Consider the following 14,729-nt stretch of genomic DNA (forward strand, 5'->3'; position numbering starts at 1 on the left):
TATTCTTTACTATCATTTACACCTTTGATATGTTAATTTTTATAAATTGTTTGAAGGAAATAAAAATTTCAATTTCCCATTATTTTTAGAAGATTGAAGTTAAACTAATGATTTTAGACAGAAACTTTTGTCGATTTCTGATTAAAATAAAATCAGCATTCCAACTTCAATTCCCCAATTATAAGATTTATGATTTCCAAAACCAACGCTCGGATGAATATATGCCATATCATTTGCCGTTATTTTTCGGCCAAATTCTACAAAAGCATTATTTGGAAACCCTTTATTTGTGTTATTATATCTAAAAGCGGCATCGGCAGCAAACCAGTTTTTTCCAAAAATATACATAAAGTAATTTTCAAAAGAGGTTGTATTGATATCGCTTCTGTTGTCTGATCCTGCGAAACTAGATTGATTTTCTATAGAACTTATCCATAATAATTTATTCATTACCAGATATTTTCCATAGAAAACAGCAGGAGCAACAACCCATTTTCCTGATCCCAAAGCAGGATCGACGGCTGAATTTGATATGACCCGAGCGCGAAAAGCAACTCCGCCATTTTTATGTTCTAAGTAAGGAATATAGCTGATTCCGACACCTATATCTCCAATTCCGGTTTTGTTTATAGAAGAAGTATTAGTCGAAATTAATGGAAGATCGACTCTTAAATTCCAAGCCTTATTGGCAATGGGATGTAAAAATCGGAGCTGTGTTGTATTAAATGAACCGGAATCAGTATCCAGATATTCATTAAAAAGTAAAATCGTTTTTAGATAATAATGATATCGGGCTTCTGTATACACACTGCTTGCAGTCTCATTTGTGTTTTGAGATTCCTGTGCTGTAGAAGCAAGTGAAATAAAAAATAAAATGCAGAAGTAAAGTATTGATTTTTTCATAACTATCTACAAATGAGTAGACTAATTTACAAAAATTACTTTAATTTCCTACATTCCAAGTTTTTTTATTTGTTCCAGATTTTCCAGGCTTTCTCTGCCTGAAAAATAAGCATATCATATCCGTTTTTAATTACGGCACCTCTTTCTTTGGCATTTTTAAGAAATTGAGTTTCGGCAGGATTATAAATCAAATCGTATGCAATGTGTTTTTCTGTAAAAAACTCATATGGAAGATCAGGACAAGCTTCAATATTAGGACTTGTACCAACTGGCGTGCAATTGATTATAATTTGATAATTGTCAAAAGTAGTAGCATTAATCAAGTTGTAATCAATGATATTTTCTTTTGCTTCTCTTGAAACAAAAGTATAAAGAATACCAAGTTCATCAAGTGCATAAGCTACACCTTTTGAAGCACCGCCGGTACCAAGGATTAATGCCTTTTTATGATGCGGTTCTAATAAAGGTTTTAATGATTTTTTAAAGCCATAATAATCGGTGTTGTAACCTTTTAGTTTGCCGTTTTTGGTAAACTTAATAGTATTTACAGCACCAATTAAAGCTGCTTTTTTTGATAGTTTATCTAAAAAAGGAATTACCTGCTCTTTATAAGGAATCGTAACGTTTAAACCTTTCAAATCCGGATTGTTTTTTAATAATCCTGAAAAGTGGTTAATATCAGCAATGTCGAAGTTTTCGTAGCTGTTGCCGACGAAAATTTCATCATTAAATTTTTCTGTAAAATAACCTTTTGAAAATGAGTAACTAATATTACGGCCCAATAAGCCAAAACGCCTTTTTAAAATATCAATCATTATTATTTTCTGTGTTTTTCGATATAATTTCTAACTGTTTTTTTTGTCCAAACTACCGGAAATAAATCTTCGATAAGAATATAATTATCAAAGTTCAAACGCAATCCATTGCTTAAGTGGAATTTTGCCTTTGTATTGTCCTGAATCATAAAATACAATCCTGCCAAACGATATTCGATTTCGTTTTCTTCCGGAAAATATTCTGAAGCCTGAAGCAAGGTTTGAATAGCACTTTCAAATTCTCCTAAAAATTGAAGAATATCAACCCAATATAACCAGGTATCAAGAGCATAATCTCCAAATTCAACTGCTTTTCTGTATCCAAATTCAGCCTCTTCAAAAAAGTTCATTTGTTTGTTTATCGTTGCGTAACGTTTCCAGTACAAACGATTTTGATTATCGATTGCTAATGCTTTATTTACAAAAAATAATGCTTTTTGAAAATTCTTTTGGCGAACATGAAAATCTGTAATCGCAATCCAGCCTTTATCTAAAAGCGGATCTTCATGAACAGTCTGGTTGTAATATTGAAGCGCTTTTACAGCATTTCCTAATTTTTCATAACATTTACCAATACGCAATAAGGCATACGAAGTCGCATCGTCTAATTCAATAGTACGATTATAGCTTTCAATAGCTTCATTGTACTTTTTAAGACGTTCGTAAGCTTTGGCTTTTTCCATAAACGCACCTAAAAACTCATCGTCGATTAGGGTTGCATAATCAAAAGCACGAATAGCACTTTCATATTCTTTTACGCCATAATGCAGTCTTCCAAGCTGGTGCCATGCAATTTCGCTATATGGGTTTTTGTTGATGTAATCGTTCAGATAAACAATAGCTTCCTGATTTTGATCTAAAAATTCAAAACAGTAAACCACGTTATATAAGGCAGATTGATCTTCTAAATCTTCTTCAAGACATTTGATGAAGCTTTCTTTTGCCAGTTCAAGATTATCCATAAAAAGATATTCCATTCCAATCAAGTTGTACACGTCGGCGTAGTCATCAGTATATTGCAGGGCAATTTTAAGTAATTCTACCGCTTTCTCGTGTTGATCTCTTTTAGAACAAATATTTGCTTTTTGGATATAAATTTCCTCGTTGTTTGGTTCGATTGCATACAACTCGTTTAAAAGCTTCTCAGCTATTTCAAGTTTGTCTTCGTAAACCAGCATTTCTACTTGTACTAATTTTAAGCCTGTAGATTTTGGATGTTGGTCTAATGCAAGTTTTAAGGCCTTTTTTGCTAAATTAGCCTTGCCTATATCTAAATAATGAAGAATAATTTCTTCAAATTCTTCAGAATCAAAAAAGAGCACTTTGTTAGTTTTTAACATCGACTCAAATTTCGATAAGGATAGGTTATAATCTTCTTCTTCGTTGCTTAATTGCATACTTTGTTTTATTTGAAATTAGCCTGTTATAAATTTAGGCAACCATATAATTGATGTGGGGAAGGGAAATTAATTGTTTTGAACAATTTAATTAACAATGAATTTAGAATTTACGTCCCAAATGTAGTTATAATCTTCTGATCTTTAAAAGATTATTTAATTATTGCCCGCTTTTAATATTTCATCCATAACATTTAAAATTATGGAACATCCTTCTCTTATTTCTTCTTCAGAAATTGTAAGCGGCGGCGTTATCCGGATTGCACATCCTTCAAACAAAAGCCAAAACAGTATTAGCCCTTTGTCCTGGCAGTTTAAAATAACCTGATTGGTTATATCTGCCGTTTCAGTCATTGCTGCAAGCATTAATCCCTTTCCTCTAACTTCCTTTATCAAAGGATGTACCAAAAGCGATCTGAACAGTTTTTCCTTCTCTAATGCTTCCTGCATTAAATTTGTCTCAGTTAATTCCTGCAAAGTCGCTAAACAAGCTGACGCAATGACAGGATGACCTCCAAATGTGGTGATATGTCCAAGTTTAGGATTTTCGGTTAAAAGGTCCATTCTCTCTGCCGAAGCTGTAAAAGCACCAACAGGCATTCCGCCTCCCATACCTTTTCCCATTACGACAATATCTGGAATTACATCGTAGGTTTGAAAGCCAAAAAGTTTTCCTGTTCTTCCAAAACCCGGCTGAATTTCATCTACAATCATCAACGCTCCAACCTCGTCACAACGCTTACGGACTTTTTGCAGAAAGTTATTTTCCGGCTGAATAAATCCGGCACCGCCCTGAATTGTTTCTAAAAGAATGGCTGCGGTTCTGGTTGTTATTTTTTCTAAATCGGCTTCATTATTAAATGTAATGAAATCTACATCTGGAAGCAGCGGGCGAAAAGCTCGTTTGCGTTCTTCAAATCCCATAACACTCATAGAACCCATTGTGTTTCCGTGATAGGCGTTATGGCAAGAAATAAGCTGACTGCGTCCTGTTGTTCGTTTTGCTAGTTTTAAAGCGCCTTCGATTGCTTCTGTTCCTGAATTTACTAAATACGTTTTGTTTAGTGATTCCGGAAGGAGTGAGGCCATTAATTTGCAATACTGAACTGCCGGACTCTGCGAATATTCCCCGTAAACCATTACGTGTGAATATTTGTCTAACTGGTCTTTTATGGCCTGATTTACCCTCGGATGCTGATGACCAAGTGTACAAGCCGAAACTCCGGCAACAAAGTCTAAATATTTTTTATCGTTTGTATCGTATATGTATGATCCAATGGCGTGCGAAACTTCCATTCCTAAAGGATAAGGAGAAGTTTGTGCCTGGTATTTTATAAAATCTGGGTTCATTTTTTTTAAGATGCTAAGTTGCTGAGATGCTAAGATTCTTAGATTTTTATTTCAGGTTTAAAGTTTCAGGTTGCTGAAAACTGTGACTGAGACTAAAAACTGAAACTAATTTTTTAACGCAAAGATCGCAAAGATTTACGCAAAGTTTGTAAGGTTAAAATTAAGATTGCATTGTTAATGCAAAGATTTCAAAGCTAAGGCTGAAAATTAAAATGTGTTTAAGCTTCAGGCTTCTGAAAATTGAGACTGAAAACTGCAAATAATTTTACCACAAAGTCTGTAAACTGTAAACTGCGACTGAAAACTGAAAACTATTTAACTTTAGGTTTAGTCTCTGTTTTCACAGCTGGTTTTTTCTTGTCGTAATTCAAAGTCTCTTTCCTGACTTTCATAGGAACGTTTTTATCTTTTTCTTCCTGATCTTTTCCTTCCTTGACTAATTTGTCGTTCATTTCATTTTCTTCGGCAGTAAAAATGTCATCTTTCGATTTTATTCTTTCGTCACCGCGCCAGACAAAACCGCGCAGTTTACGGGCATTTTCAGGTAAATCTTCTTCGGGGAAAATATCTCCGTCAACACGATTAAAAAACGTAATCGTTTCTACGGCATTATTCTCCAGAATCAGGTTTATTTTACTGCTGACATTTTTATTAATTCCGATTAATTCATTGGCGTCATTCCGCATAAAATAGACGACTTCGGTATTTTTGACGACGTCAACATCGTGGAGTTTTCCTTCTTTAAACTTTCCAAATAAATTGAGTCCCTTGACCTGATTATATCCGGTTCCTAAAGTGTCCTTGGAGATGAGGAAGGTGTTATTAATAACTTTTAATGAATCTAATTTTTTGGTATTGTTATCGCCAATTAAATGCATTAAATCGCCTGTAATCTGACTGTCGCCGTTCCATAAAATCGGGCTTCCAATTAGTTTTGTTAAAGCGGTTTTAGAATTTGAATGTATCGAATCACATTTTCCGCTCATGTCGGTTTTATAAAAACGAACATTTTTAAACGCTCTCAAAATTCGTTCACCTTCTTTTCCGGTAACCATTAATCTTTGTCCGTGAATGTAAACTGAATCGTTTTCGACTAAATTAATAGCAACGGCTCTTTTGGTTACAAACATTGAATCTTTTAGTTTATAAATCTCTGCATAATGACCTTTTACAAGCCCTTTATTAATAGAATCCGTGATTTTTACATTTCGCGTTGCCGATGCAAATTCGGTGTTTCGATTATAAAATAAACTATCTCCTTCAATGAGTCGGTCATCGTATTTTATGTATGATTTCCGTAAAAAATGAGCGAGGTTTTTCTTGGTGTCGTAAAACCCTTTTTCGGTATAAATATAATTGGCTTTACTGGTAATTGTTGACGGACCAAGTAAATAAGTATGCCCTGAATTACTGTAATAATCCAAATGATTTGATTTTATAACATACTTCGGGTTCGTAATCGTAACTTCTGTCAAAAACTGAAATTTTTTCTCAGCGACAAAATACCTTCCGGATTTACTCACTAAAGTATTGTCTTTGTTCACGATAGTACCTTTTGTATTATAGAAAACTTCTTGGGTATTTCGGTCAAAATTAATAGTGTCTGTTTGCAGAGTTGCATCTGGCGAAGTCATTACAGCATCTCCAGTTGCAAAAGCTTTTTTCATATTTCCGTTATATTCGGCATATTTACTATTTAAAAACAAAGTATCACCTTGTACTAATTGTACATTTCCAAAGGCTTTTAAATAATTTTCTTTCTGAAAATAATACGCTTTATTACAGGTAAGCACTACTCCGTCATGGTTTACTTTTACGTTTCCGGTAAGCAAGACCGCATCAGGCGCTGTAGCCTGATCCACATCTAAATAATCAGAATGTTCTATGTTGATTTTTTTAGGTCCCTGCACTTTTTTTGGTGCTTGCGCAGAAATGATTTGAACACTTAATAAAAGCAGACAAGATATAAAAAAGAGTAATTTCTTCAAGTGATTAAATTTTTGTCAAATTTATAAAAAAGGATACAACCTTAGATTGTTATTAGCATTAATTTATATGTTTATTTTTAAGGTTCAAAGGTACAGAGAAACAAAGGTTCAAAGTTTTTCTGATTTTAAAACCTTTGTCACTTTGATCCTTTGTCACTTTGAACCTCATCTGAATTTATTAACAAAACCGTGAACTCTCACGTTGTAGTTAACGATTTCGTTACTGCAAAATGATAAATTGAAATGGCATTCTTCGGAGTTATGAAAAATAGACTAAATTTAGGAATTGGATTTAGATTTCTAATTTCGATAAACAGATACGTTTAGATTTAAAAAACTATGATAAAAAGTAAATTTATTGCTGCGGGAATGGCCGCGGCAATGTTGTTTTCGGGTTGTAAAACAAAAGATTTAAAAATGAGTGAAGTAAAAGAGGAAAATTCAAAAGATCATAAAATTGTTGTTTACCAGGTTTTTACCCGTTTATTCGGAAATAAAAACAAAACCAATAAACCGTGGGGAACTATTGAAGAAAACGGAGTTGGAAAGTTTAATGATTTTACAGATAAAGCGCTTCACGAAATAAAAGATTTAGGCGTAACTTATATTTGGTATACGGGTGTTCCGCATCACGCTTTGGTTCGCGATTATACGGCTTACGGAATCTCAAACGACGATCCTGAAGTGGTAAAAGGCCGTGCAGGTTCACCATATGCCGTGAAAGATTATTATAATGTAAATCCTGATTTGGCAGTAAATCCTGCCAATAGATTACAGGAATTTGAGGCTTTAATTGCTCGTACACATAAAGCAGGTTTAAAATTAATTATAGATATAGTTCCGAATCATATTGCGCGTAAATATGAAGGAAAAAATAATCCTGAAGGAGTAAGAGATTTTGGTGCCGATGATGATGTGAATGTTGAATACAAACGTGACAATAATTTCTACTATATTCCAAATATGCATTTTGAAATTCCCGATGGAGATATTCCGTTAAACGGAGAAAAAAATGCACTTGTTGATGGTGTCTTTGATGAAAATCCGGCAAAGTGGACAGGAAATGGTTCGCGTAAAGTAAAACCGGATCAAAATGACTGGTACGAAACAGTAAAAGTAAATTATGGTGTTCGTCCCGATGGTACAAAAGATTTTCCTGAACTTCCGGCTGGTTTTGATCAAAAATCGTATGCCGAACATTTTGCATTTTGGCAGGATAAAGACGTTCCCGATTCGTGGAAAAAATTTAAATCAATAGCTTTATACTGGACAGCAAAAGGTGTTGATGGTTTTCGTTATGATATGGCAGAAATGGTTCCATATGAATTTTGGAGCTACATGAACTCTGCAATTAAAATGAAAAATCCGAATGCTTTTTTATTGGCAGAAGTTTATAATCCAAATGAATACAGAAATTATATTCGTTTAGGAAAAATGGATTATTTGTATGATAAAGTAGAAACGTATGATAAACTGAAAGATGTTATTCGTGGAAAATCTTCTCCGGATGGATTATCGGATATTCAAAAAGGAATGGCAGATATTGAGCATCATATGCTTCATTTTTTAGATAATCATGATGAACAACGTTTAGCTTCTCCAGAATTTGCGGGAACGCCGGAGCGCGGAAAACCTTTAATGGTAGTTTCGACAACTTTAAGTACGTCGCCAACAATGGTTTATTTTGGACAGGAAGTAGGAGAGGCCGGAAATGAAAATGCAGGTTTTGGGACTCGTTCCAGAACTTCTATTTTCGATTATATCGGAGTTCCAAATCATCAAAAATGGATGAATGAAGGAAAATTTGACGGAGGACAATTGTCTGATTCTGAAAAGCAATTACGAGATTTTTACAAACGATTATTGAATTTCGCTATAAAAAGTCCGGCTTTAATGGGAAGCTTTCAGGAAATTCAATCAGTAAACCGTCAAAATAATGTTGGTTATGATGAATTGATTTATTCGTTTGTTCGCTGGTCTGAAAATCAAAAACTGATTATAATTGCTAATTTTTCTTCAGAAAAAACAAGTGAATTCGAATTAAAAATCCCATCAGATATTATTTCAAAATGGAATTTAAAAGATGGTTCTTATGTGCTTGTTAATAAATTATATTCTGAGAGTAAAACCTATTTTACTGTAAAAAATGGCGAAGGCTCGACAAGAGTTAAAATACAACCTTCAGAATCTTTTATTTATGAAGTGAAATAGTCGACAATTAAACTTGTCATATTTCTGAGTCCTGCAAGGTTTTCAAAACCTCGTAGGTATTAATTATTTAATAATCATACCTACAAGGTTTTGAAAACCTTGCAGGATAAAAACTAATTTTTATAAATAATAAAACTATTTGGTTTTAGAATTTTGCTTCCCATTAATACTTTGACATTCGCAGGCAGTGTTATTTCTTTTTTTATACCAAAATTAATTAGAACAGTAATTTTTTCATTTTCAAAAGATCTTGTAAATGAAATTTTATCTCCCTCAAGTTCCAGATTATCATAAATTCCATATTGCAAAACTTTTTCTTTATTACGTAAAGCGATCAATTTTTTATAGCTGTTAAGAATAGACTTTTTTTGAGGTTTTAAAGCATCAACATTTATTTCTTTATGATCGGGATTGATTTTAATCCAGCTTTTTTCTGTTGAAAATCCTGCAAACGCTTCTCTGTTCCATTGCATTGGGCTTCGGGATTTATCGCGATTGTGTTCGTTTGCTTCAAGAAGTGATTCTTTGTCGTTTTTGCCTTTTGCTATTGCCAATTGATAATGGGTTTTGCCTTGAATATCTACCATTTCGGATATGTTTTGTGCGATAATATTATGCATACCAATCTCTTCGCCATAGTAAATAAACGGAACTCCTTTTGCGGTAAGTATCAAAGCGGCAAGTGCAGTGGCTCTGTCTGTATTTCCGTCTGCCAGCCTGTCGATCATTCTGGGCATATCATGGCTTCCAAAAAACAAAGTGGGATAATTGCTCATGTTTTTTTCCATACTTTGTAATTCGTCAAAAATACGCTGAGTTGAAAATTCTTTGATACTTCCAAAATTGAAATTAAAAACAACATCCAGTAAATCCTGCGATTGATATTGTTTTAAAACCTCGATTTTATCGCTCCCAATTTCTCCCACAATAAATCGGTTATCATATTCATTTACGGTCGATTTTATAATTTTCATCGCGTTTTTTACGCCTTCCTGATCAATATCGTTTAGGTGTTCCTGCTGTCCGTTTTTCATCGGATTATCTTTTGTAATACCGTTAGTAGTGAGGAAGTTTATTACATCTAACCTGAAACCATCTACACCAGAATCAAGCCAGAAACGTAGTATTTTTTGAACCTCAGCAACAACTTTCGGGTTTGACCAGTTCAAGTCGGCCATTCTTTTATCAAACTTATGATAGTAATATTGATTGGTTGCGATGTCTTTTTCCCAAGCTGTTCCTCCAAAAAAAGATTCCCAATTATTCGGTTCGTCTTTCCAGATATAATAATCCCTATACGGATTGTCTTTTGATTTTCTCGATTCCTGAAACCATTTACAATCCGTAGAAGTATGATTTAAAACCATATCAATGATGACTTTTATTCCTCTTTTATGAGCTTCATTTAAAAAAATATCAAAATCTGCTTTAGTACCATATGTTGGATCTACTTCATAATAATTGGCAATATCATAACCGTTATCCACTTTTGGTGAAGTAAGAAAAGGCGTTAACCAAATGCCTTTTATACCTAATTCTTTTAGATAATCTAATTTTTGGGTCATTCCTTTAAAATCGCCATATCCATCTCCGTTGCTATCGGCATAACTCGGCATATAGATTTGATAAAAAACGGATTCTTTCCACCATTTTTTATCAGCTGTTTTTTGGGCTGTACTGATGTTTGAATAGAATATTAGAAGAAAAAAGGTGATACAATTTAATGTAGATTTCATGATATTTATTGTGATGAATTTATTCTCATTTTTGTCATTCCGAGGAACGAGGAATCGCACGAGAAACTCCGTAAAGAATGTCGCCAATCTTTGTCGATTCTCTTGTGCGATTCCTCGTTCCTCGGAATGACAAGATTGTGTGTCAAGCTAGATAGAAAATAGTTCTTATTTTTTGCCTTGCGATTTATAATCTACCACAATTCCATTAACTAACATTTTTGAGCCTTCATAACTTATTTTTCCATTAGAAGGAACTTGTACAATTACAGCGGCACTTAATGCATCCATTTTTATTTTTGCAGAAGCAGAAACATTTTTAGCTATAAAACTTCCCGAAACAGTATTATACAAATCTACTTTTACACCTTTTGCAGTCTTTAAGGTTACTGTTTTACTTACAGAATACGGATTATAATACAGATAAGAAGGATAGGCTTTATCGCTATAAAAATCGGTTGCTAATAAATTTAATTGTAATATTCCTGTAACATTGGTTTCACCAATAATACTTCCAAAAATACCAACGTGACCGCTGCCATAAACACTAAACTGAGATTCTTTTGGGTTTTCTCCGGGTACCCAAAGCGGACCATCGCCTTGTGCTACAGGACCTTTTAGGTTTTCATATTCTTTATAACTGGATTGCTTTATGATCCCTTCGTAACCAATAACACCTTTCGTAACTTGAGCTAATTCAGGTATTGTTTCATGTTCGTCCGGCATATATTGCGGATAGAAAAAACGAGAAGCGTTGGCTGCATTCAGCATCCATTTTCCTATTGCTGTGGCATAAGATTGATCGTATCTTACCATTGGTATAAGTGGCCAGGCAGCGTCATAAGTATTCATTAAAAAACCATATCCGCCGTGATCTACTGTGCTTCCAAAAACACCCGAAATATCAATTCCGTTCCAGTTTCCAACTAATGAACCCCAGCCTTCACGACAAATTGGTGTTCCGTCAAAAGTCCAGGCCAGCATTTTGTTTGTATCGTATTTTGCACCTTCTTCGGCATTAATTCTTGCTGCTAAATAAGCTCCAAAAGGCATTAAAACTTCATAAGTTGGATTTTTAGATTGCGATTCTAAAGCTGCTAATGCACTTTTAGCTCCTTTTAAGTATTTGGCATCACCAAATTTTTTATAAGCCATATATAAAACCCATGCATGTCCTGCCGCAGCATCTGGCTGGGCACAGATTTGGTTTGTCATAGGCTTCATTTTGTTGTAATCAAAGTAAGAGTATTCGTAGTTGCCGTTTAAAATTACATCGGCCTCATAAAATTTGTCTGCAATACTTCTGGCTATTTCTGTAAAACCGGGTTCATTAGGATATTTATCATAAATGGCATAAAACAGCAGGTTTGGATATACGTCATACCACCAATCACGGCCATAACCTCCGCCTAGTAAAGCAACTTCGGGGCAGGTATTATTCATCATAATATTCCAGTTGGTTTCTTTGTTGAAATAGTTTTTCAACATCGCAACATAATTTAGGTTTTGCGAGTTGTTTTTGTCTATTCCAACTAATGTGGCTCCAAGTGTCGCGCCCATTGTTGCCAGGGCTTCATGAAACATTCCTTTATTGTGATCCGGGCCTTGTCGTATATCTGCAACAGCAGTATACAATCCAACAACGGTCTGCGGGTAATTTTTCTTGCTGTCATCCATCCAGACCATTGGCCAAAATTTGCCTTTTGCATTAAAATCATAAACTGTTTTATCAAAATCTAAAGCCAGTTTTTTATAGTCAATAATTTTTAATGGTTGTGGTAAATCCGGCATTTGTGCCACACGGGGTATGTTTTGTTGTTTTACTTGTGCGGCTGCTGTTAAACTTAAAACTAACAGGCACGAAGTGCTTATTTTTATAAATGTATTCATTTTGTTCTTTTTAATTTAAAGAAGTCCTGCGGCTGTTTCTTCTAATACTTTAGCTTCTATTTCTTCATCTGGTGAAAGTTCAAGACCTTGTTTGATAATTTTTTTGCTGATGTAAATGGAGCATAACTGCAATAGTGCGATAATACCAATGGCATATCTTAAAGCAATATCTTCAGATACAACAAAATACAAGGTTAAGAAAGTTCCGGCGCCTAAAAGTCTTCCAAGGTATAAACCGGCTTCATGGTTTAGGATATAAGCGAATTCGCCTCTTTTTTCGATTCTGGAAACAATGTCAATTACTTTTAACTGAATAGGGAAGTAGGCTAAATCCATCAAAGGTTTTGCTATAAGTAATAATAATAAAAAGATTATTACGCCCATTTTGTTAAATAAGAAACCATTTAAAGAAGCACCTAAAGCAAATAGGATTAAGCCAACAGAAAATGTTTTAATCCTGTCTGATGGTTTAGAAAAACGGCCTATGAAATAAATAATAATTGCCGCTAAAACTGCCCCAATAGATTGTGCTTTTCCTAATGCGCCTTCTTCTCCCAATATTTTAAAAATAAGCATGGCAGGAGCAGTAACTAAAAATCCTTGTGCCAAACCTTTAAATGCAGCCAGCGACAATAATTTGTACCAAAGCGGATGAAATTTGAAAAATATATATTGCTTTTGAATGGGATTTATAAATTTACCTCTATAACAAACCATTGAAGCTATAATAGTAATTAAAAAAACAACAGCGGTAATAATTTCATAAGCTCGGTGTTTTTCGTCTTCACCTATTTTTGACTGAATAAACAAACCAATTGCTGCAGGTATTGCAATGGCAATTATGGTATAAATAAAAGTTTCTAATCCGTAATAATAATTTCGATTGTTGTCATTTGTTATAGACAAAGCCAGATAATCGCGATTTGACCAGTATAAGCCAAATGAAAGCCCCATGGTAATCCCGGCAACACCAATCCCGATTAAATCGAGTGTTTTTAAAGACATCATTATAATCATCGAAACGCCGCTGAGCATCATCCCGATTGAATATAATTTTTTGATATTGATATGTTTCAGCAAGAATCCATTTAATAAAAATGTAAGCGGAATCCCGGTATAAATTGCCAATTGATAGATAACTACTTTTGAGGTATCATTAGAGTTTCGCATAATGTAAGCGGCGACAAATATATCGATAACCGGCAGTACTAATGCATAGACTAAGTTGGTGAAAATAAGAATACGAAAATTATGAGTCTGACTTTTAAAATGATCAATTTCTGATATAAGTTTTTTAAACATTAGCTATTTTTTAAAAGTAAAAGGATTTCTTTAATCGAAAACTGAGCACCACATACAAATTCATCTGATGCACCGTAATACATGGTAAGAGTGTCTCCGTCAGGCTCTACAATGTGGCCGTTGGTGAATACTACGTTTCCAAAAAAACCGCTTAATTCATATTCTTCAGCAGGAACCATAATAGGATCTATTGTTCTTGCAATTACTTTTGTGGGATCTTCAAGATCCATTAAAAAAGCACCTAAACAATACATATGATTTTCATTGGCTCCATGATAAATTTCGAGCCATCCTTTTTCTGTTTTTATGGGAGCGGCTCCGGCACCAACCCTTTTACTGTCCCAGATTCCTTTTCTTGTTTTTATGATGCAGTGATGATTTCCCCAGTGAATACCATCAGGAGAAGAAGCAATCCAGATGTAATTACCGCCAATATCTACGCTGCTTGGGCGGTGTAAAGCGTAAAATAATCCGTTTATTTTTTCTTCAAAAATGGCACAGTCTTTATTGTGCGCGGGTAAAATCATACCGTGTTTGGTAAAGTTTTTCCAATCGGTTGTAGTACGCAAACCAACACCAACACCATTGTCTGATACAGAAGTGAAGGTTAGGTAATATGTTCCTTCAATCTGGGCGACGCGGCAGTCTTCTATTCCAAAAGTTTCGAGCATACCTTCGCCAACCAAATGCGGATAGTTTTCCGGTTCATAAAAATTATGTCCGTCTTCACTGCATAATAATCTAAGATGGGAAAGCGTGGTTAAATAATCAACTCCTTTATAATTGATAACGCGTGCATCTGTTGCAATAAGTTCAGGATCGTTTTTTTCTATTTCAATAATGTGAATTTCACCTGTTTGAGTCAGTATGGGAAACGAAATAACAGTATCCTTTTGTTTTGGTCTTTCGGCAACGCGCACTATCAGCCAGGTTTTATTATCATATTGAAATACGCCCGGATTTAATAAGCATGTAATTTCTAATCCTTCTCTGCTTGCAGGAATGTCTACAGGCGATAATAATGGGTTGTCTGCAAAACGTTTCGCTATATCTTTCATGATTTTTATTTTTTATCGTTTTTAATTACCTCCAGCTTTAGCTGGAGGTTGAAGAATTGATAATAAATTCGGCTTTAGCCAA

The 14,729-nt window shown here is 34.4% G+C and carries 10 protein-coding genes; 1 reads left to right on the forward strand and 9 read right to left on the reverse strand.

What is annotated here, in order from left to right; all coding sequences use genetic code 11:
- Window positions 1-141: 141 nt before the first annotated feature.
- The 5 genes from FLAPXU55_RS11070 to FLAPXU55_RS11090 form a co-directional block, all read right to left on the reverse strand.
- Window positions 142-903 carry a lipid A phosphoethanolamine transferase gene (locus FLAPXU55_RS11070; RefSeq protein ID WP_180857705.1) on the reverse strand — a complete coding sequence of 254 codons (762 nt, stop codon included), beginning with the start codon at window positions 901-903 and terminating at the stop codon, window positions 142-144.
- Between the two features lie 65 nt (window positions 904-968).
- A complete protein-coding gene (locus tag FLAPXU55_RS11075; protein WP_180857706.1) occupies window positions 969-1,718 on the reverse strand; it encodes a shikimate dehydrogenase family protein in 750 nt (249 codons plus the stop codon).
- 2 nt (window positions 1,719-1,720) lie between these two features.
- Entirely contained in the window at window positions 1,721-3,115 is a 1,395-nt protein-coding gene (locus FLAPXU55_RS11080) for a tetratricopeptide repeat protein (protein ID WP_053473553.1), read from the reverse strand.
- Window positions 3,116-3,271: 156 nt separating this feature from the next.
- Window positions 3,272-4,465 carry an aspartate aminotransferase family protein gene (locus FLAPXU55_RS11085; RefSeq protein ID WP_053473552.1) on the reverse strand — a complete coding sequence of 398 codons (1,194 nt, stop codon included), beginning with the start codon at window positions 4,463-4,465 and terminating at the stop codon, window positions 3,272-3,274.
- A 311-nt stretch (window positions 4,466-4,776) separates the two neighbouring features.
- The gene (locus tag FLAPXU55_RS11090; protein WP_180857707.1) at window positions 4,777-6,453 is read right to left on the reverse strand and encodes an OstA-like protein; all 1,677 of its coding nucleotides are present in this window, start codon (window positions 6,451-6,453) and stop codon (window positions 4,777-4,779) included.
- A gap of 339 nt (window positions 6,454-6,792) precedes the next feature.
- Here FLAPXU55_RS11090 and FLAPXU55_RS11095 point away from each other — a divergent pair, with 339 nt between their 5' ends.
- Entirely contained in the window at window positions 6,793-8,664 is a 1,872-nt protein-coding gene (locus tag FLAPXU55_RS11095; RefSeq protein ID WP_180857708.1) for an alpha-amylase family glycosyl hydrolase, read from the forward strand.
- A gap of 113 nt (window positions 8,665-8,777) precedes the next feature.
- On the opposite strand, the gene FLAPXU55_RS11100 is transcribed toward FLAPXU55_RS11095, so the two are convergent.
- From FLAPXU55_RS11100 to FLAPXU55_RS11115, 4 genes are all read right to left on the reverse strand, one after another.
- On the reverse strand, window positions 8,778-10,400 hold the full coding sequence (locus FLAPXU55_RS11100) for an alpha-glucosidase (protein ID WP_180857709.1): 1,623 nt from the start codon (window positions 10,398-10,400) through the stop codon (window positions 8,778-8,780).
- Between the two features lie 165 nt (window positions 10,401-10,565).
- Window positions 10,566-12,287, reverse strand: a complete 1,722-nt coding sequence (locus FLAPXU55_RS11105; protein ID WP_219637254.1) for a glycoside hydrolase family protein — start codon at window positions 12,285-12,287, stop codon at window positions 10,566-10,568.
- A 15-nt stretch (window positions 12,288-12,302) separates the two neighbouring features.
- Window positions 12,303-13,589, reverse strand: coding sequence for an MFS transporter (locus tag FLAPXU55_RS11110; protein ID WP_180857710.1), 1,287 nt, complete (start codon window positions 13,587-13,589; stop codon window positions 12,303-12,305).
- Window positions 13,589-14,647, reverse strand: a complete 1,059-nt coding sequence (locus tag FLAPXU55_RS11115) for a glycoside hydrolase family 130 protein (protein ID WP_180857711.1) — start codon at window positions 14,645-14,647, stop codon at window positions 13,589-13,591. Before FLAPXU55_RS11115 ends, FLAPXU55_RS11110 begins: the two co-directional genes overlap by 1 nt.
- Window positions 14,648-14,729 lie beyond the last annotated feature (82 nt).

The organism is Flavobacterium panici (assembly GCF_903819335.1).
GTDB classification, from domain to species: domain Bacteria; phylum Bacteroidota; class Bacteroidia; order Flavobacteriales; family Flavobacteriaceae; genus Flavobacterium; species Flavobacterium panici.